The organism is Aequoribacter fuscus (assembly GCF_009910365.1).
Lineage (GTDB): Bacteria > Pseudomonadota > Gammaproteobacteria > Pseudomonadales > Halieaceae > Aequoribacter > Aequoribacter fuscus.
Window position 1 is genome coordinate 2098773 of sequence record NZ_CP036423.1, and the last position, 21162, is coordinate 2119934.

14 protein-coding genes are annotated in these 21162 nt (G+C 52.4%); 4 read left to right on the forward strand and 10 right to left on the reverse strand.

Translation table 11 applies throughout. The annotated features are described in order from the left end of the window. Positions 1-15: 15 nt before the first annotated feature. The 5 genes from EYZ66_RS09420 to EYZ66_RS09440 all read right to left on the reverse strand — a co-directional run bounded on the left by EYZ66_RS09420 (position 16) and on the right by EYZ66_RS09440 (position 5379). Positions 16-1248 (reverse strand): aspartate kinase, encoded by a 1233-nt coding sequence (locus EYZ66_RS09420; protein ID WP_009574926.1) that lies wholly within the window; start codon positions 1246-1248, stop codon positions 16-18. A gap of 75 nt (positions 1249-1323) precedes the next feature. Then, positions 1324-3924 carry an alanine--tRNA ligase gene (gene alaS / locus EYZ66_RS09425; RefSeq protein ID WP_009574927.1) on the reverse strand — a complete coding sequence of 867 codons (2601 nt, stop codon included), beginning with the start codon at positions 3922-3924 and terminating at the stop codon, positions 1324-1326. Between the two features lie 24 nt (positions 3925-3948). Continuing rightward, positions 3949-4293 (reverse strand): histidine triad nucleotide-binding protein, encoded by a 345-nt coding sequence (locus EYZ66_RS09430; protein WP_009574928.1) that lies wholly within the window; start codon positions 4291-4293, stop codon positions 3949-3951. A gap of 3 nt (positions 4294-4296) precedes the next feature. Beyond that, positions 4297-4482: a Trm112 family protein gene (locus EYZ66_RS09435; RefSeq protein ID WP_009574929.1), complete on the reverse strand. Its 186-nt coding sequence runs from the start codon at positions 4480-4482 to the stop codon at positions 4297-4299. A 63-nt stretch (positions 4483-4545) separates the two neighbouring features. Then, positions 4546-5379, reverse strand: coding sequence for a M23 family metallopeptidase (locus EYZ66_RS09440; protein WP_009574930.1), 834 nt, complete (start codon positions 5377-5379; stop codon positions 4546-4548). A gap of 65 nt (positions 5380-5444) precedes the next feature. Between EYZ66_RS09440 and greB the strand changes: the two genes are divergently transcribed. Then, positions 5445-5960 carry a transcription elongation factor GreB gene (gene greB / locus EYZ66_RS09445; RefSeq protein ID WP_009574931.1) on the forward strand — a complete coding sequence of 172 codons (516 nt, stop codon included), beginning with the start codon at positions 5445-5447 and terminating at the stop codon, positions 5958-5960. Between the two features lie 163 nt (positions 5961-6123). Then, positions 6124-8985, forward strand: a complete 2862-nt coding sequence (gene gcvP, locus EYZ66_RS09450) for an aminomethyl-transferring glycine dehydrogenase (protein WP_009574932.1) — start codon at positions 6124-6126, stop codon at positions 8983-8985. A 43-nt stretch (positions 8986-9028) separates the two neighbouring features. Here gcvP and ppk1 read toward each other — a convergent pair whose 3' ends face one another. After that, a complete protein-coding gene (gene ppk1, locus EYZ66_RS09455; protein ID WP_009574933.1) occupies positions 9029-11122 on the reverse strand; it encodes a polyphosphate kinase 1 in 2094 nt (697 codons plus the stop codon). An 81-nt stretch (positions 11123-11203) separates the two neighbouring features. Between ppk1 and EYZ66_RS09460 the strand changes: the two genes are divergently transcribed. Further along, positions 11204-12673 (forward strand): Ppx/GppA phosphatase family protein, encoded by a 1470-nt coding sequence (locus tag EYZ66_RS09460; RefSeq protein ID WP_009574934.1) that lies wholly within the window; start codon positions 11204-11206, stop codon positions 12671-12673. 107 nt (positions 12674-12780) lie between these two features. Further along, positions 12781-13779 carry a LacI family DNA-binding transcriptional regulator gene (locus EYZ66_RS09465; protein WP_050793372.1) on the forward strand — a complete coding sequence of 333 codons (999 nt, stop codon included), beginning with the start codon at positions 12781-12783 and terminating at the stop codon, positions 13777-13779. Here EYZ66_RS09465 and EYZ66_RS09470 read toward each other — a convergent pair. From EYZ66_RS09470 to EYZ66_RS09485, 4 genes are all read right to left on the reverse strand, one after another. Further along, entirely contained in the window at positions 13764-15392 is a 1629-nt protein-coding gene (locus EYZ66_RS09470; protein WP_009574936.1) for an alpha-amylase family glycosyl hydrolase, read from the reverse strand. The genes EYZ66_RS09465 and EYZ66_RS09470 overlap by 16 nt on opposite strands. Then, positions 15385-16884 (reverse strand): MFS transporter, encoded by a 1500-nt coding sequence (locus EYZ66_RS09475; RefSeq protein ID WP_009574937.1) that lies wholly within the window; start codon positions 16882-16884, stop codon positions 15385-15387. The genes EYZ66_RS09470 and EYZ66_RS09475 overlap by 8 nt, the downstream gene beginning before the upstream one ends. 82 nt (positions 16885-16966) lie before the next feature. Continuing rightward, positions 16967-18796 carry an alpha-amylase family glycosyl hydrolase gene (locus EYZ66_RS09480; protein ID WP_009574938.1) on the reverse strand — a complete coding sequence of 610 codons (1830 nt, stop codon included), beginning with the start codon at positions 18794-18796 and terminating at the stop codon, positions 16967-16969. Next, positions 18783-21155, reverse strand: a complete 2373-nt coding sequence (locus tag EYZ66_RS09485; RefSeq protein ID WP_083814335.1) for a TIM-barrel domain-containing protein — start codon at positions 21153-21155, stop codon at positions 18783-18785. The genes EYZ66_RS09480 and EYZ66_RS09485 overlap by 14 nt, the downstream gene beginning before the upstream one ends. Positions 21156-21162 lie beyond the last annotated feature (7 nt).

The window sequence follows — 21162 nt, forward strand, 5'->3', positions numbered from 1 at the left end:
TGAGACCGAAGCGGCCTATTCCTCTACGGGCTCCGCATCTAAACCAAAGGCCGTGTGCAGTGCGCGAACAGCGAGTTCAAGGTACTTCTCTTCGATGATCACCGAAATCTTAATTTCTGATGTCGTAATCATAAGGATATTAATACCTACGTCTGCTAACGCCGAAAACATTTGGCTAGCAACGCCAGCATGTGATCGCATGCCTACGCCTACAACAGACACTTTGGCAATTTTACTATCGCTTTCTACACTTTTCGCACCAATTTCCGCCACTACACCCTGCAGAATTTCTTGCGCTCGCGCCAAGTCACCGCGCGCAACGGTGAAGGTGAAGTCGGTAGTATTATCATGCCCAACGTTCTGAACAATGACATCAATCTCGATATTGGCTTCGCCAATAGGACCCAGAATTTTGTAGGCAATACCCGGCATATCAGGTACACCCGATACAGTGAGTTTGGCTTCATCGCGCGTAAAGGCTATGCCTGCGATTGTTGGGGTTTCCACGTCATTAAGCTCCTCGATGGAAATCAGGGTACCAGGCCCCTCTTGAAAACTGTGCAGTACCCGCAAAGGCACTTGATACTTACCGGCAAACTCGACCGCGCGAATCTGCAGTACTTTAGAACCCATACTCGCCATTTCGAGCATTTCTTCAAACGTAATACGATCTAAACGCTGCGCACTACTTACAACCCTTGGGTCAGTCGTATAAACGCCATCTACATCGGTGTAAATTTGGCACTCATCGGCTTTTAGAGCGGCCGCTAAGGCAACTGCCGTAGTATCAGAGCCGCCGCGACCCAGGGTCGTGATATTGCCCTTTTCGTCAACACCTTGGAATCCTGCCACCACAGTGACATAACCCGCCTCCAAATCGGCGCGCAAATTCTGGTCGTCGATATGTTGAATACGCGCTTTAGTGTGCGCGCTGTCGGTTAGGATCTTTACTTGTCCGCCCGTGTAAGACTTTGCCTTTACGCCGCGTTTAGTCAGTGCCATCGACAACAGTGCGGTGGTTACCTGCTCACCAGTCGAAACCAGCACATCCATCTCGCGCGGTACAGGCCGCGCCTGAATCTCGTTAGCAAGACCAATCAATCGATTCGTTTCGCCGCTCATAGCCGACACCACGACGACAACCTGATGGCCCTCACCGTGAAACTTTGCGACTTTGTCAGCCACACCCTCGATTCGTTCGATTGTGCCGACTGAGGTACCGCCAAATTTTTGAACAATTAAGCTCATCGAGCTATTTGACCCCTTCAGAAAAGGCGCGCATTAAACAATATTTAGGCGCGCTTGAAAACTATTTCACCCGATTTATGGCAGCTGCGTATCAACCCACGCAGGCACCGCACCCAAGACGTCGTTCAAGGCAGCCACATCGGTACCGCCACCTTGCGCCATGTCGGGTCTACCGCCCCCTTTACCGCCCAGTCGTGTCGCGAACTCGCGCATCAAATCCCCGGCCTTAACACGATCCGTTACCGCTTTAGACACACCCGCCGCCAACACGATTTTATCGTCGACCACGGACGCAAGCAGCACCACAGAATCGCCGAGCTTCGATTTCATTTGATCGACCGCATCGCGAAGTGCCTTGGCATCGGCACCGTCAAGTCGCGCGGCGAGGACTGGCACACCTCTGACCTCAATCGCTTGAGAGGCGAGTTCACCGCCAGCCGCTTGAGCCATCTTCATTTTGAGCTGGTCGATTTGCTTTTCAAGCTCGCGAATCTGCCCGCGCATTGCCGCAACACGAGATACAACATTCTCGGGTTGTGCTTTAAGCTCAAGGCATACGCCCTGCAAGGCGGTATCGAGCGAATTGATCTCAGCCAGTGCGCCGACGCCTGTTACCGCCTCGATACGGCGAACACCTGCAGCAATACCGCTTTCACTCACAATTCGAAACACGCCGATATCACCGGTTCGACCAACGTGTGTTCCACCGCACAGTTCCACGGAGAACGAATCCGTACCCATCGCTAAGACGCGCACTTCATCACCGTACTTCTCGCCGAACAAGGCCATGGCGCCCGCTTGCACCGCCTCATCCATGTTCATGAGCCGAGTAGAGACTTCGGTGTTTGCCATCACTTGCGCATTGACAATCGCATTCAGCTGCGCAAGCTCGTCTGCAGTCACTGGCGCGCTGTGAGAGAAGTCAAAACGTAAACGCTCGGCTGTTACCAAGGACCCTTTCTGCTGAACATGGCCACCTAGGACTTGCCGCAAAGCAGCGTGCAATAAATGGGTCGCCGAGTGATTGGCTCGAATCTGATCCCGCAAATGCTCGTCGATTTGCATCGAAACGGACGCGGCTACAGCCAACTCACCCGACTCCACATGAACGTGGTGTAAGTGTAAGTCGCCTTGTTTCGTGGTATCCAAAACTCGGGCGGATAGACCTGGCGCCGTGAGCCCTCCCGTATCGCCTGTTTGCCCACCGGACTCGGCATAAAACGGTGTCCGATCAAAAACAACGACACCCTGCTGACCGGCCGCTAGGGTAGATACTTTTTCACCATCAACAATAATAACCTCGACCGTGCCGCTGGCTTTAGCGTCTGAATAACCCAGAAACTCCGTAGCACCTTCCAGCGCAATCGTCTTGCTGTAATCAACGACAAACTTGCCGCCTTCCTGTGAACGGGCGCGTTGCTTTGCCATCGCCTCATCGTAACCCGCCATATCTAGCGTCAAACCACGCTCACGCGCAATGTCATTGGTCAAATCGACAGGAAAGCCATAGGTATCGTAAAGCTTGAAGACGATATCACCCGGAATCTCGCCACCTTGAAGACCCTCTAAAGACTCTTCAAGGATCTGCATACCGTTATCCAGAGTCTTGGCAAACTGCTGTTCCTCTTGCAACAAGACCTGAGCCACTCGCCCAGCCTGTTGCGCTAACTCAGGGTACGCCTCGCCCATTTGCGCGCTCAACGCATCGACCAGCTTATAGAAGAACGGCTCGGTCGCACCCAGTTTATTGCCGTGGCGCACCGCGCGGCGGATGATACGACGAAGAACATAACCTCGACCTTCATTTCCGGGGACAACGCCATCAACAATCAAGAAGCTGCACGAGCGGATGTGGTCGGCAATTACGCGCAACGAGTTATCCAACAAGTTGTTGCAGTTAACGGCCTGCGCGGCTGCTTTAATCAGCGCCTGAAACAGGTCGATTTCGTAGTTACTGTGGACATTTTGCATGACCGCTGCAATCCGCTCTAATCCCATACCGGTATCGACTGACGGTTTGGGTAGCGGGTGGAGCTCTCCGCTCGCGTCGCGATTAAACTGCATAAACACCAGATTCCAGATCTCGATATAGCGATCCAAATCGTCGTTCTCAGACCCCGGTGGGCCGCCGGGTACGTCGGCGCCATGGTCATAGAAAATTTCAGAGCTGGGACCGCAGGGGCCGGTGTCACCCATCTGCCAAAAGTTATCTTCGTCTAAGCGCGAGAATCGTTCGGCGCTAACGCCCATTTCTTTGATCCAGATATCGGCCGCCTCGTCATCGGACACGTGCACCGTGACCCATAAACGGTCCTCTGGCAAACCCAGCACCTCGGTCAAGAACGTCCAAGCAAACTTGATCGCATCGCGTTTGAAATAGTCACCAAAACTAAAGTTGCCCAACATTTCAAAGAAGGTGTGATGTCGCGCAGTGTAGCCTACGTTCTCGAGATCGTTGTGTTTACCACCAGCGCGCACGCAGCGCTGTGAGCTGGTCGCTCGCACATAGTCCCGCGGCTCAGATCCTAGAAAGGTATCTTTGAATTGATTCATCCCTGCGTTAGTAAACAACAGAGTAGGATCATTCTCGGGCACCAAGGAACTACTCGCGACTCGCGTGTGGCCCTGACTCTCAAAATAAGACAAAAACGCTTCGCGTATTTCTACGGTTTTCATAAGTGATCTCGGTTACTTAATTCGTTAGGGCGCGAGCTGCGCTTCAGTGAAGTCGCGTCCAGCCAGCAAGTGCAGGTGCAAATGAAAAATTGTCTGACCACCGCCTTCGCCATTATTCACGATCAAACGAAAGCCCTCGGCAACGCCTAATTGACGCGCCACCTCGCCGGCAACCAACATAAGATGCCCAAGTAAGGCTTGATCGCCTGCCTCTGCATCCGCCAACTTTACGATCGGTTTTTTCGGAATAATCAGCACGTGAATCGGCGCGACGGGGTTGATGTCATTGATCACAATGCACTGATCGTCTTCAAATACGACATCGGACGGAATTTCGCGCGCAATAATCTTCTCAAACAGAGTGCTCATAACTTAGTCCAATTTCTCGTCGGCGGTTAACAACCGCGCTTCGCTCTCAAGCATTACGGGGATACCGTCTCGGATGGGATAGGCTAAACCACTTGCCTTACACACCAGCTCTTGCGCCTGCTCATCGTATTCCAGTGGCGCTTTAGTGACTGGACACACCAAGATTTCTAGCAATTTCTTATCGAGCACGAAGCCTCCACGACGCGAGAGTGATCAATCTCATCAATACAACGCGCAAGTATAGCGCGAATTCTAGGGCGCGGGCACTAGTGAGAACAAGGTATTCGGATCAACGCGATTATCACGAAAATTCATGCGCCAATCGAGATGAGGGCCCGTCGCACGGCCCGTCGCGCCGACTTCGCCAATTTTATCACCCTGGGCCACCATGTCCCCCACTCGCACACTCACCTGGCTCATATGCAAAAAAGACGACGTTACTCCGTACCCGTGATGAATAATCACAGTACCACCAGAGTAGTAGAGGTCTGGTTCAGCGAGCACCACAAGCCCCATCACAGGCGCCGAGACTGGCGTTCCTGTAGGTCGAGCGATATCCAAACCGTAATGTGGGTTGCCGGGTTTACCGTTATAAATACGCTGACTGCCGTAGACGCCAGAAATTCGTCCCGTGAGCGGCATTTGGGTTGCCGACAGAAGTTGTTCGATGCACGCGTCACACTCGTAAACCTGCTGTTTGGCCGCTCGCACCAGCACCCCCTCTCGGCGAATGCGCTCGAGATCCTCCTGAGGAGGTGTCACCGTGCGCTGAGGAACGCCCTCGACGACGGAGACCTTGTATTCGCGCTCACGCAACACAATGGGCTGCTCACACATTCTGCCGTCCGTAAAGGTGACTCTCAGCGTATTGTCCAGCGCCGAGTCGCGCCCCAAACCAACCCAGCTCAACCGCGCATCGATCAATGGCAGTCGCTGCTCGTTAAACCTCACTGCACTTATGTTGGAGGACTCAAAGCGCAGCCAAGTGCCTTGGGTCAATTCGCCACGCACATCAACACACTCAGCGAGCGTCGGACTGAGCCAAACAGAAAACACCAACAACAATACTCTTAACCCGTCACGCATAGTTTTACCTCGTTACTTGAGCTAGAGTTTACTACGCAAATTCATCAACGCAATTCGGAGTAAATGTGTCTCGGTATCGACCTCCACGCCCCCCAAGCGCGCCTTATATTACCGCCGCAGGTGCAGCCGCGCTAAAGTCGGAGCTCGACGAGCTCTGGAGAGTCGAGCGCCCCAAAGTCACAGACGCCGTTCGAGAAGCTGCCAAAAATGGCGACCGATCGGAGAACGGCGATTACATCTATGGGAAGAAGCGACTCCGAGAAATCGACAGCCGCGTTCGCTACCTCACAAAACGTCTAGAGTCACTCAAAGTCGTTAGTGCTGCACCGTCGGAACCCGACCGAATATTCTTTGGCGCCAGCGTAACCCTCGAAGAGGAAGACGGCTCCCTTCAAACACTGCACATTGTTGGCGCGGATGAAATCGATCCCAAAACAGGGAAGATCAGCATCGACGCGCCTATTTCTCGCGCCTTACTGGGCAAACGCATCGATGATGAGATCGAGTATCAAGCGCCTGCAGGGCGGCAAGTACGCTACGTTATAGACGTCAACTATCGGCTCCTTGAGGGCACAAATTGACGTTCCTACGCGACAAGCTAGCAGCAAGAGTAGCCTCAACTATTCACTAAGAAAATTCTTCACATAATGCCCAATAATAGACACGAATCGTTATAATGCCGCCTTTTACTCACAGCCGTATGCTGGTGCCATAGATACGCTATCAGCCGCGAGGGTCATATCAATGCCAAACGCAACTTACGAAGCACTTTATAACCGCAACGAATTCCTTGATCGCCACCTTGGTTTGACCGAAGCGCAGCAGCACGAAATCGCGCAAACGCTTGGCTTTGCTTCATTGGATGAACTCATTGCGGCCACCGTACCCAGCAGCATCCTGAAAAACGATCTAATGCCACTGGACAGTGCGCAAACCGAGCGCGACACCCTGGCAGAAATCAAAGCGATCGCGCAGCAAAACAAAGTTCACCGATCTTACATTGGCTGCGGCTTCTACAACACGATCACGCCAAATGTCATCGCTCGCAACGTACTGGAAAACCCCGGCTGGTATACCGCTTACACGCCGTATCAGCCCGAAATTTCTCAGGGCCGCCTTGAGGCGTTGTTGACGTACCAGCAAATGGTCATCGATATGACCGGCATGCCCATGGCTAATGCCTCGATGCTGGACGAAGCCTCTGCTGCGGCAGAGGCCATGACCCTGCTAAATCGTGTCAATAAAAAATCAAAATCAGAGACATTTTTGGTGGCCGAGGACTGCCACCCCCAAACCATAGCCGTTATACAAACCCGCGCTGAACCGCTGGGCATTAAGGTGGTCGTCGGCGATATCGCCGAGCTCGTTGAGTCCGAAGAGGCCTTCGGAGCGCTGGTGCAATACCCTGGCACCTACGGCGATGTTCGTGAACTTGGCCCACTGGTGGAAATCGCCCACAGCAAAAATACATTAGTCGCCGTGGCTGCTGACCTGATGAGCCTTGCCTTACTGAAATCTCCCGGCGCTCAAGGCGCCGATGTCGTGCTCGGAAACACGCAGCGTTTCGGGGTGCCCATGGGCTTTGGTGGCCCTCATGCGGCCTATTTCGCCACCCGCGAAGACTACAAGCGCTCAACGCCAGGCCGCATTATTGGCGTATCGATCGACCGCAGTGGCAATCGTGCGCTTCGCATGGCCATGCAAACCCGCGAGCAGCACATCCGACGCGAGAAGGCCACCAGCAACATCTGCACGGCCCAAGCTCTGCTGGCGATCATGGCGGGATTCTACGCGATGTATCACGGCCCCAAGGGCGTCAGACGGATCGCAGAGCGCATTCACTTCTTGACCGCAACACTCGCCACGACCTTGAAACACGCAGGCGTGCAGGTCGTAACGCAGCGCTACTTTGATACCTTAAAACTTCAGGTTGACGATAGCGCGGGCCTGCTGAAGAGTGGCTACCGACAAGAAGTTAACCTGCGCCCAATCGATTCGAGCCATGTCGGCATCTCCATTGATGAGACAACAACAATCGATGATATCCGGGAGTTGGTGACACTCATTACGGGCCAAGAGCTCGACCTTGCTGAGCCCGAGCACATCATTCCTCAGACACTGGCTCGCGATGTGGATTATCTGCAGCACCCACTGTTCAACGATTTCCAGTCAGAAACCGAAATGCTGCGCTACATGCGTCGCCTGGAGTCAAAGGATATTGCGCTGAACCAAGCCATGATTCCGCTCGGCAGCTGCACCATGAAGCTTAATGCAACCGCCGAGATGATCCCGGTCACATGGCCCGAGTTTGCCAACATGCACCCCTTCGCGCCTGCCGACCAGACGAAGGGATATCAGATCCTGCTAGAGCAGCTCGAGCAAATGCTGATTACCTGCACAGGCTACGACGCAATGTCTTTGCAACCTAACGCGGGTTCGCAAGGGGAATATGCGGGCCTTCTGGCGATTCGTCGCTACCACGAAAGCCGCGGCGACCATCACCGCACGATTTGCCTAATTCCGTCATCGGCTCACGGCACCAACCCTGCAAGCGCGGTCATGGCTGGAATGAGCGTCGTCATGGTCGCCTGCGACAACCACGGCAACGTGGACATGAACGATTTGCGCGCGAAAGTCGAGCAATATTCGGACACCTTAGCCGCCATCATGGTCACCTACCCTTCGACTCATGGCGTTTTTGAGGAAGAAATTGTCGCTTTGTGCGATTTAATTCACCAGCACGGCGGGCAAGTTTACGTGGACGGCGCCAACCTCAATGCCCTTGTGGGTATTGCTGCTCCGGGCAAATTCGGGGCCGATGTCTCGCACCTCAACTTGCACAAGACCTTCTGCATCCCTCACGGTGGCGGCGGCCCAGGCATGGGACCCATTGGCGTTGGTGCTCATTTGGCACCGTTCTTGCCTTCGCATCCCATAAGCCCTGTGGGTTCGCTTCCAGCAACCAATGATACAGTCTCATCCGCGCCTTTCGGCAGCGCATCGATATTGCCCATCTCGTGGGTTTACATCCGGCTGATGGGAGCCGAGGGTTTGCGTTTGGCTAGCCAGGTCGCCATTTTATCGGCCAATTACATTGCTCACCGATTAAAAGGTCATTATCCCGTGCTGTACACCGGTAAAAGTGGCACCGTAGCACACGAGTGCATTATCGATATTCGCCCCATCAAAGAACACAGCGGCATCAGTGAGGAAGATATCGCCAAGCGCTTAATGGACTTTGGGTTCCATGCGCCGACGATGTCGTTTCCCGTCGCTGGCACCCTTATGATTGAACCGACTGAGTCGGAGTCGCTGGCCGAACTGGATCGCTTCTGTGATGCGCTTATCACCATCCGTGATGAAATTCGCAAAGTGGAAAGCGGAGAATTTGATGCCGAGGACAACCCATTGAAAAACGCGCCGCACACTGCTCTGGAAATCGCGAGTGATGATTGGTCCCACGCCTACACTAGGGAACAAGCGGTATACCCACTACCCTCGTTGCGATCTGCGAAATACTGGCCACCTGTCAACCGTGTAGACAACGTCTATGGTGACCGAAACCTAGTCTGTTCTTGCCCCCCTATCGAGTCATACGTCCAGTAGCCTTCCCGGGCTACCGGACGCAATAACGCAGGTTTTGTAGCCCTTACTCTGCCTGCGGGCCCTCTGCGCCTTCTGTACCGAAGGCGTCAGACCACGTATTAATCAGGTCATGCAAATGCTCTTGTGAACGGAGCTTACGTCGATTGCCTCGAGGCACCAACTTATTGGTTTGCTCTTCGTCTAGCAAACGTGCTTTGGCACGATCACGCCACTGTAACTCTAACACGTCCAAAATAAGCTGCTTTGCGGCGGGATCGTATATCGGGCACGTAACTTCCACTCTGAAGTCTAAGTTACGTGTCATCAAATCGGCCGACGATATGAAGACCTTTGTGTCGCCCGCGTTTTCAAACACAAAGACTCTGGGGTGTTCTAAGTAACGATCCACGATGCTGATGGCTCGGATATTCTCACTCAACCCCTTAACACCTGCCTTCATCGCGAACATACCCCGTACGATAAGTCTGATCTTAACGCCCGCCTGACTGGCTTGGTACAGTTTATCGACGATAGGCTTGTCCACAAGGTTGTTACATTTGATGAAAATTCCTGACTTACGCCCTGCCTTGGCATTGGCAATTTCCGTATCAATCAAGGCCATGAGGCCAGATCGGTTGGTATTGGGTGACACCATCAAATGTCGGTAGCGGAAACGCCGATAGGTATGACGAATAAAGTCAAAGACGTTGGCGACCTCTTTACCGATCTCGCGATCGGCTGTCAGCAGGCTGAAGTCAGTATAAAGTCTGGCGGTGCTTTCGTTGAAGTTGCCCGTGCCGATGTGGGCGTACTGGCGCTCTTCTCCATCCTCTTGACGATTGATCAAGATGAGTTTGGAATGTACTTTCAAGCCAGGAATACCAAAAATTACCTGAACACCAGCATCACCAAGCACCCGCGACCAGCGAATGTTGGCGCTTTCATCGAAGCGCGCCTGCAGCTCGATCACCACAGTGACTTGCTTCTGATTACGTGCCGCATTGATCAGAGCGTTCACGACATGCGAATTCGACGCCACCCTGTAAAGAGTCATACTGATGGACGTCACCGAGGGATCGAGCGCAGCCGTATGCAGAAAATCTTCCACATAACGAAACGAATGATAAGGGTAATACAGCAGAATATCGCGCTCGCGAATTTTCCCGAAAATACTGGAACCGGGCTTATCAAGATAAGGCAAGCGAGCCGGCTCCATCGGATCAAACTCTAAGTAATCTGGGCCCAAGTTCGGAAACTTCATAAAGTCTTTAGAGTTGTGGTAGCGGCCACCAGCGATAAAGCTATCGTACTTACCCAAATTGAAACGTTTGGCCAAAATTTCGAGCAAATCCTCAGGCATTTCGCTGTCGTACACAAAGCGAACCGGGTCGGCTTTTTTGCGCCGCGCTAAACTGCCGTCGACTTTATCAATTAGACTTTGGGTGATCTTTTCGTCCATCTCTAATTCCGCGTCGCGGGTAATTTTGATGGTGTAGGCCTGGGCATCTTCAATATCGAGCACGCCTCGGAACACTTCCTTCAGACAATGTCGAATGATGTTATCCAACACGATAATCGCTTTTTTGCGGCGCGAGCCTTTGGGCGGAATGTAAACGAAACGATCAATTCGGTCGGTTGGAATTTCGAGTAACGCGTACTGCACTTTAGAGTTGGTCAATGCCATTCGAATCGCAAAGTAGATCGAGGCATCGTTCAATTCGGGTAACTGAGTTGAACCCTTCAGAAACAGCGGCGAGAGCTCGGGCAGGACGTTATCCCGGAAATAACGTTCAACAAAAGCCGATTGATCAGCGCGCAACTGTTGCTCGTTAATCAAATAAATATTGCGCCGGCGCAGCGCTATCAGACACCCCCGATACACCTCATCGAACTTTTGCTGTAACTCCCTTACCCGACTTTGAATCTGCTTCAAGAGCGCGCGAGCGGCGTCTTTGTCTTCCCCCGTTGAAAAGGCAGCCAAGCGACGAACATCGGCAACTCGGACCCGAAAAAACTCGTCCATGTTGTTAGAAAATATGCCCAAGTAGCGGACCTGCTGAATCACGGGCACGTCTCGACTGGACGCTTCTTGCAGCACGCGTTCGTTGAAGGACAACCAACTGAGTTCTTTGGCTACGTACTTATCGTCGTCATTCATAGTGTGTCATCTTTTTGTACTTGCCTTTTCATATTAACGTCATATCCTTGCTGTTTTATGACAAGATTAAGGAGCCAGACATTGTCGTCTGATTTGTACGCAGCGCTTGATTTGGGTTCCAACAGTTTCCATCTGCTGGTCGGGCGCCTTCAAGGCGACAAAATCGAAACCGTTGATCGCGTTAAAGATACTGTGCGCTTGGCCGCAGGTCTACAGCCAGATCGCAGTTTGTCAGAAGAGGCAAAAACTCGTGCCCTTGAGAGTCTTGCGCGCTTTGCTCAGCGTATTGGCGGCATCCCGTCCAAGCAGGTTAGGGTCGTCGCAACCAACACCTTCCGAGTCGCTTCAGAATCAGGAAAATTTCGCAAACAAGCCGAAGCTGCCTTGGGCGCACCCATCGAAATCATCAGCGGACAAGAAGAAGCGCGCTTAATTTTTTTAGGTGTCGCCAAAGACTTTGCGCCCGATCGACAAAAACGTCTGGTGGTTGACATCGGAGGTGGATCAACAGAGCTGATCATTGGCAAACGTGAACCGCAACTGCTTGAAAGTTTGCATATGGGGTGTGTCACTTGGACACAACGATACTTCCCCAAAGGCATGGATGTGAGCCGCTATAAAAAGGCCGTGATCAATGCGAAAAGCGTACTTCAACCCCATGTAAAAAAGTTCAGCAGCATAGGCTTCGCTGACACAGTAGGCTCCTCGGGCACGATTAGAGCCATTGGTGAATTGATGCCGCTAGTCGGTGGTAATGCTCACGAAATCACCTTAAAGGGCCTACAAGATCTTGCGGATCGCTGGATCAACAAGCCTGAAAAACTTGATCTCTCGGGCGTATCGAGCAGCCGTCTCGCGGTCTTACCCGGTGGCTTAGCGGTATTGCAAGCCTTGCTTGAATCCCTCCCGATCGAAGTCATGCACACGTCGGTTTACACCATGAAAGAAGGTGTGCTGTACGACTTGGCTGGCAAAACAGCCCATCACGATCGTCGCGAACGCACCGTGAGCCGTATGATGAGCATGTATAACGCCGACGTCGAGCAAGCCGACCGTGTCTATGACAGCGCCGAACTGTTATTGGAAAAGGTGGCGGAGCACGTGCAACATGAAGTCGAGGTCGCAAGAGAATACCTCGAGTGGGCGACCGACCTTCATGAAATTGGCTTCGCAGTGGCCCATGGCGGACACCAAAAACTGGGAGCATGGCTCGTTGAAAACTCTGACATGCCAGGATTTACGCGCCGAGAACAGGCTACCTTAAGTTTTCTGATTCGCAATCAACGCAAGGCCATAACGCCCAACACCAGTGACTATGGCATTGTAGAAGACTGGGTGTTGGTTTTGGTCTTACGGCTCGCGATTTTGCTTAACCGCAGCCGCACACCCCAGAAAATGCCCCGACTGGAATTCAAGCTCAAGAGCAAACGATTTGAACTGCACATACCCGCTGATTGGCTCGGGGAGCACCCCCTGACAAACTTCGATCTGGAGCGCGAAACCAACTACTGGAGCGCCGTAGGTATCGAGTTTACAGTCTGTGAAACCTGAGCGCTGTTTCATCTATACAAAACGTCCGCTTTGTTATAAGTTCTAGAAAAACAAGAGCTCATCCAAATTTGAAAGCACGTAAAGCCACGTCCGTTGACATAGCCTATATGGCTGGAGTTTCCCAGTCGACTGTTTCTCGCGCGTTAAGAAACAGCCCTTTGGTCAACCCAGAAACTCGCGCTAAAGTGCATGAGATCGCCAAGCAGCTTAACTACAAAGTCGATAAAAACGCAGCCAGTCTAAGAACCCAGCAGAGTCAAACGCTTGCGTTGTTGTTGTTTGAAGATCGAGCGACCGATGACTCCATGATCAACCCGTTCTTTCTATCGATGCTGGGCAATATCACCCGCGCCGCAGCGAACGCTGGGTATGATTTATTGGTATCATTCCAGCAACTAAGTGAAGACTGGCACAGCGAATACGAGGTGGCCAGTCGTGCCGATGGTCTTATTTTATTGGGCTATGGTGACTACATTACCTATCAACCAAAACTCGAAGTACTGGCCCAAGAAGGCGCCCACTTTATTATCTGGGGGCCTATTGTTCAGGGCCAACCCGGGCACTCTTTGGGGTGCGACAACTATTTAGGTGGAACCATTGCGGCGAATCATCTGATTGAACTGGGACGTCGGAAACCGGTATTCATTGGCGACGCATCTGAGCACTGCCCTGAATTCTTGCTTCGGTACGAGGGTTTCTGCGACACGCTAAAAAAGGCCGGAATTGACCCTCCAGCTCCGCAATTCGCACTGAACGAAGAGCAAGCGGGCTATCAGGCGATGCAAGGCCTCTTGGAATCTAAAGTCGACTTCGACTCCTTGTTCACCGCAAGTGATCTGATGGCGATTGGGGCAATGAAAGCATTGAAGCAGAAAGGTATAAAAGTGCCCGAGCAGATTTCCGTTATTGGCTTTGATGACATCATGGCGTCGCAGTACGTGAATCCCGCTCTGACCACTGTGCACCAAGACACTCAGCGCTCGGGTGAGATACTAGTGCAGAACTTAATTGCGTTGATTCGCGGCGAAGAAGTCGACTCTCAACTCATTCGCCCGTCGTTAGTCGTGCGCGACTCTTGTGGAGCCAAACGCTACTCGAATGGGTAACGCCGGCTCCACACCTGCACACCATGAGCGGAAACCTCGCTCGACCACTCACCCTGCACGAGTTCTTTCAACTCACCAGTAACTAAGTTCTGATAACGACCAGAGTAAGGCACATAAATCGTCACCGTGCCGGCAACGTCGCCTTTATTCAATAGTACCAGCGCAGTCTCGTTAAATTCTGCGTCTTGATATTCTCGTACAAACGCAGCTGTGTTTTGACTAAACGCGCCGTTTCTCTGCACGCCACGCTGCAGCGCCACGCTGGCTTTGCGCGCAGAAGCAATTTTGATCAGTGCCTGGCGAATTGGGTGCTCAGTGCCCGCGTCTACCCGATCTTGTCCGTAATAATCGCGGTTGCCTGCATGCTCGGCACGTCCGCGCCGAAATCCAGTCTCCGATCCATAATACACGACGGGGATACCTCGGGATGTAAACAACCAGTTATGCGCATCGATAAAGCCTTCATCGCTGGCGTTCATTCGTGGCATATCGTGGTTATCATAAAAGGTCATCAACTCATAAGGGTTGGCGTAAACGCCATCGTCTAAATGTAAATAAGACAACAGCTCGGTCATGGGCTTTTGCTCTTGCCCAAACACCGCCTGCATCGCTTTTTGCCCAGGAAAGTCTAGGACGCTGATACCACCATTTTCTGGAAACGTATGCTGTGCGATCGCTTGAGCATTGTGATCCCAATGCTCAGCAAAAAAGAATAAGTCGGGGTACTTAGCTCGCAACCGGTCGGTAACCGTCTTCCAGAAATGATTCGGCACGTGCTTGATCGTGTCAATCCGAATAGCGTCAGCACCTGCATCCAACCAGTGCAAATACGAGCCAATTAAGTACTCTACCACCGCTGGATTGTTCTCGTTGAAATTGGAGAGCTGTGCGATATCTTGGCTTGGATGAAAAAAAGCACTTAGAGGATCACTCATATCAAGTTCTTCGGGGTAAGTGTTTTTGTGGTCCGCCAGTAATACCCCATCTTGATCGTAGATTTCACCAAACTTGGGCTGATCCTCGGGCATATCAAAGGATGGAGAACCATGATTCCCCACAATATCCAAGACGAAGTCCAAACCAGCCTGATCGAGCGCCTGAGTAAATTGCGTAAAATCGAGGCCAGGTGATGGGAGATGCTCGTCTAGTTCGTAAAAGTTCACACCCCAATAGCCGTGATAGCCGGTCTTACCCTTGTCGGTAAACCACCCCTCGCCTAGCGCAAAACCACCACTGAACGCTTGATCAGGATTATCGATTACGGGAGTACCCCACACCGCACCAAACCCCATTTCAGCAATGTAATCAGCGTTGTTTACAATCCCTTTAAAATCTCCCCCCATATAACCAAGGTTAGCCACAGCCTGCCCATTGTTAACGATGGGCCTGTTAAAGGTCGGATACTCACCACCCTGCTCTTCCTGATTATTGCTGGGATCACCATCCACAAATCGGTCGGTGACAACGAAGTACACCGCCTTGGACGCAAAAGGCTCTTTCGTACCGATGATGTCTGCCGCCACTGTTTGATTGTCAGATGCAGCGGCCAACCATGACACACTACAAACAGCCAATACCAATAAGCGTTTATTGGCGAGGCACACACTAGGCATGGTCGTTATCCTCAACTCGAAGGGTGACCAAGCCACTGATCACCATAAAAAGCCCTCCCAGCAACAGCGCGTAAATGGCTTGGCCATCGAAGAATGTTCGCACCATAAAGCCCAAAATGCTTGCCGCCAATATCTGTGGAATCACAATAAAAAAGTTGAAAATCCCCATGTAGACGCCCATTTTGTTGGACGGTAATGACCCGCTCAGAATGGCGTAGGGCACAGATAAAATAGACGCCCAAGCAATACCCACGCCGACCATGCTGAGCAACAGCCACGTTGGATCTTGAATCACCAAGAACGAAGCCAGGCCCAGGCCACCGGCTACCATACAGATTAAATGGGCGACGCGACGCCCAAAACGATTGGCCAAAACAGGGATCAAGAACGCAGCAAGAGCGGCAAACCCGTTATACGATGCGAACAATACGCCCACCCAATCGGCTCCATTGTTGTATGCGGCCGTCGTCGGATCGCTGGATCCAAAATGGGTTTCGGTGACCGCAGAGGTGGTGTAAATCCACATCGCAAACAGCGCGAACCAAGCAAAAAACTGTACAAGGGCCAACTGCTTCATCGTGTTGGGCATGTGAAACAAGTCGTCTACGATCTCGTATAACATGGCATCTTTCTTACCTTGCCTGGCAAGGTTCGAGACCACCAGTTGTAACAGCGCGAACACACCACATCCACCCGCTAAGATGTAGAGCTGCTTATCCAGCGCAAAACCCCATACGCAAGCGGTGATAACCAGCGCTGCGATACCCCAGGTTAAGGCGCCTGAGACATATTGCGCTGGCGTGCGGCGGTGTTCAGCAGCCGCCGCTGCGTGTTCCGAATTACCACTTTCCTCGAAAGCCTCCAGCTCTGCAGGACTGTACTCTTTGGTCGAGAAAACAGTCCACATTACAGCCGCAAAAAATACCGCCGCACCGGCGTAAAATGCGAATTTAACTGAGTCAGGCACCTCGCCTGCTGGCGCGACATTACTGACCTCAAACCAATTAGTCATCATCCACGGTAGTGCGGAGGCAACGACAGCGCCGATGCCAATAAAGAAGCTTTGCATCGCGAAGCCCAAGGTACGCTGACGATTGGGTAACATATCGCCAACAAAAGCCCTAAAAGGCTCCATAGAGATATTAATGGACGCATCCATGATCCAGAGCATGCCGGCGGCGATCCACAAGGTCGGCGAATTTGGCATCGCAATGAGCGCCAGAGAAGACAGTATTGCTCCCCACAGGAAGTAAGGGCGCCGACGCCCCAGACCGTTCCATGTTCTATCGCTGTAATATCCGACTAGCGGCTGTACCAACAAACCTGTCACCGGTGCCGCTATCCAGAGGATGGGAATGTCATCAACATTTGCGCCTAAGGTCTGAAAGATACGGCTCACATTGGAGTTTTGCAGCGCAAAGCCAAACTGGATGCCCAAAAAGCCGAAGCACATGTTCCAGATTTGTAAAAACGACAGTTGTGGTTTGGTCATAGGGTGTTCTCTTATGTTTTTATGCAGTCTAACCAGAGCGGCGGCGAAGCCAAAGCCGCTCCATACGTATTCACAGGAACATTCAGTGCTCGGTCAGCCAAACACTCACAGATTGGGAGGGTAAATCTAGCATCGAGCCCTCGAGAGTCGGCGCAGGCTGGCCTGATGTCGAGTTAAGCACTTGCGAGGAGCCGCTAATAAGCGCTCTGATCGACTCACTCAGGCTGAGATCAACGTCGGTGGTGGCAAAGTTCGCAAGGACCAAAAGACATTGTTCTGGGCCGCAACGTTTGAAAGCGAGTACTTTGTCGCCGCCATCGACATCCAAAGCGCTTACAAATTGAGTATCCCAGTTGCTCAAATCGTGCTGCTTAAGCAACTCGATCGCCTGTCGGTAGACCCTACGGAGCCCTAGCTCGGAGGCGGTGGACTGCCCCCCATCAAAGAGGCCGTTATTCATCCATCGCTGATGCGTAGGCACACCCCAGTAATCAAAAATCGTGGTGCGCGAGGCTTTACCAAAACCGGCATCTTCGTCTGAGGCTTCACCCAGCTCTTGCGCGAAATAGAGCATGATCGGCCCGCGCCCTAGCAAAATTGCGGTAAGCGCTCCCGGTAGCCCTGCCTCCCCAGACCCCATAAACGCCTGACTGGCGATCCGCTGCTCATCGTGGTTTTCTAAAAAATAGAGCATGTAAGAGTCGATATCAGAGTGCGACTCATAAGCCTCACGTATTCGCCCTACCCCATTCTTACCCTCCATGACCGCGCGTAGAGCGTCATAGATCTCCATTTTCGAATACAGATAATCCATTCGCCCACGATAAAGGTAGTCGCGATAACGATGCGGCTCATAGATTTCGGCAAGCAATAAGGTTTCGGGATACTGAGCCTTTATGTTGGAATTTAGATAACTCCAAAACTCGACTGGCACCATCTGAGCCATATCGAAGCGAAAACCATCGACGCCACGCTCCAGCCAAAACTCTGCAATCGCTAAAAACTGTTGCCACGATTGCGGGACAGAGCGAGCATTCCAGTAGGCAACTACCTCATCCACGGTTCTGCTGTTGTAGGATGCCGGCAGCGTGTCGAAATCAAAGCGGCCGTCTGGGCGCACACCAAAGTTAATTTTGACTGTCTCGTACCAATCACCAATATTGGGTTCGGGGCTGCGAGCGCCGTTGCCAGTCCATTTAGCAGGCGATTCGTCAAAGGTGCCATCTACGGCATCGGGTGCACGTCCACCAAGCACCGCATAGTCTGGCGACGATGGCACAACGAACGACTGCCCTGGGACGTAGTAGAAATTATTCTCACGCGCATATTCAAGGCTCGTATCATCATTCGCACCAAAATCTATGGTGCCATCGGGCGGATTGAGTGAAACATAATTTCTCGCCACATGGTTGGGCACGATATCGATAATTACTTTTAAACCCGCGCTGTGCGTGCGCTGCACTAGGGCGTCAAATTCTTCCAGACGCCTCGTCACGTCAGTCGCCAAATCCGGATTGACTGAGTAGTAGTCTTTAATCGCATACGGAGAACCCGCACGACCTTTCACCACATCGGCGTCGTCACTCACCAAACCTAGCTCTGGGTAATCGTTCACCACGGCGTGGTGTAAAACTCCGGTATACCAAACGTAGTTGACGCCCAAATCTTTTAAGGCGGTCAGGGCTTGCTCGTTGATATCGTCAAACTTACCGACCCCATTTTCTTCGACGGTCCCCCAGGGCACGTTGGTATCGACTTTGTTACCGTACAGGCGCGTAAATATCTGGTAAATCACGGGCTTTTCGGCAAAAGCTTCTTTTGAGCTCTGCATTTGTTCAGCCAGTAGATTGGGGCCAAAAGTAGCAGCACCGACATATGCGATGATCACAAAAGCACGTTTAATGAATTTCAATGGTCACCTCGCTATCGGCAGGTAATGTTATTGGAATAACGAGTGAATTGACGCTCTCGTCGTAAGTGACATCAGCCGCCTTTTGATCATTGACGACGACGCCCTGTGGTGACGAGCGCCACCCGTGTACAACCAATCGAATGCTGCGCCGTTCAGGGCGCCCCGCGTAGTCACTGCCCGTATTCTCAAGGCGGAATGTGAGTCCGCGGTTGTCCCAACTCGCATTAAACGCGCTGATCTCGTAGGTGCCACTGCGTAAACTGGAGGCAGAATAACCGTCGTCGTCAAACAGTTCCGATTGGGCTTCCGAGACGCTTGCGTGATGATAGTAGTGGAGCTCTACATTCGTACTATCGTAGTGAGAAGTCGATTGGGGTGCCTCGACGAACATGGGAACAAACGCTCCCGCTCTCACGTAGACAGGAATAGGCGTGGCTTTAAGATCTTGCTCAATTTGGTGCGAGCTAAGCAGCCCCCCCGTCCAAAAATCAAACCACTGGCTGTCGCGAGGCAAACTGACCTCCACAGAGTCTTGATTCGGTTCAATAACAGGTTGTACGAATAAAGCATCGCCAAAGAAATAGCGACCGTCGTCGACGAAGGCCTGCTCAGAGGTGTCGTAGTAGGCTCTCGGTCGCAAAATTGGGGTGCCTTGTGTGGCGTTTTCGTGCGCTAGAGAATACAAGTACGGTAACAGCCGATACCGCAGTTTGATCAAATCGCGTGCCTTATCCACAGTGTCTTGATCATGGAAGACAGGCTCTGAAGGAATATGATCTTGGGCATGTGGCCGAAACACGGGTGAAAAGACCCCCATCGCCAACCACCGGTAATACAGCTCTGGATCAAAGGTCTCACCACCGGCAAAGCCTCCGAGGTCGGAGTGGATATAGGCAAGACCCATCGCGCTCATCTGCAGCGCGAGTTCCACTTGCCCGCTCAATCCACCCCACGATCGATCAACATCGCCCGTCCATGGAATCATGCCGTAGCGTTGCGAACCCAAAAAGCCCGAACGCATCATTATGAACGGACGCTGATCCGACCGCGCCGACATGCGCTCATACAATAATTTAGCCCAGTTGTGGCCGTAAGCATTGTGCAGTGAGAGCGCAGAGCCAGCACTGTGTATCGTGTCGTTGGGATGTACTTCAGGTTCACCCAAATCCCCCCAAATTCCGGCCACGCCCTGGTCCAACAGTCGCTCATAAATCGACCAAAACCAGTTTCGTCCCGCTTCGCTAAAAACGTCGATAAGACCCGAGTGTCCAAAATAAAAATCGAAAGTCCTTGGCTCGCCACTCAATGATTTCGCCAGCGCCCCGGCTTTTTCCGCGTTTGGCCACTCCTTGGCATTGGTGAGCACAAATGGCTCGGTAATCAGTACTGTCTTAACCCCTGAAGCCTCAAAGTTCGCAATCATTGCTTCGGGCGCAGGCCAAGCAGGCGCATGCCAGTCAAGATTGCCCATGGTGCCTTGAATCGTTTCACCAAACCAATATAGGTCCAGCACAATGGCGTCTAAGGGCACGCCCATATCTTTGTAGCGCTGAACCACGGCTTCGGCTTCGGCTTGGTTTCGATAGCCAAACCGCGACGCAAAACTTCCCAGAGCCCAGCGCGGCGGCAGGGGTTGCTTACCCGTAACACTCGCCCACTGCTGGGCCAGCGTAAGCAAAGAATCGTCGGCAACCACCAGGTAGGCGGATCGTCCCGCTGGCGCCTCGAATTGCAGGATATTTGGTGTCGAATACGCTATGTCCATGACGCCTTTCGCCGGATTATCAAATGCGACTAAATAAGAGCGCTCCGATATGACAGCGGGCATCGAGTAATACATCTGCTGAGATTCGGTAGTGTAGCCATAGTGTGGTTTGTTCTCGAGCGGTAAACGATGCCCCCGACGATCCATGCCCAGAATACGCTCTCCGCCACCCCAAAAACGTTCGTTCTCTGGTACTTCAAAGCGAAACCCGAGCATACCCTCGATCGAAAAATACCCAGGCGCTTCCGCAAACAGCAACCCATCGTTACGCCAATAAGAAATAGTAAAGGGTGACTTCAAGACCTTAAGTAACAGTTTTGGCAGCTGTATCTCAACGCTACCCTGTCGCTCCGATACGGTCATGTTGATGTCAAATGACGCCTCCTCCGGTAGTGCGTAAGAAGGCTGCGCGGGACGAGCGGGATCTCGATACTCCACGCTCACAGCGCCCGAATGTAGGGCCGTGACATTTACAACAAATTCGTCCGTTGTAAAAATGATGCTTGCGCCGCTGTCTTCGACGCGGTGCGACAGGTAATCCGCCGCCGGCGCCGGGAGGGCGAGAACCAGAAGTAGCCATAGAAATCTCGGCATTGTCAGT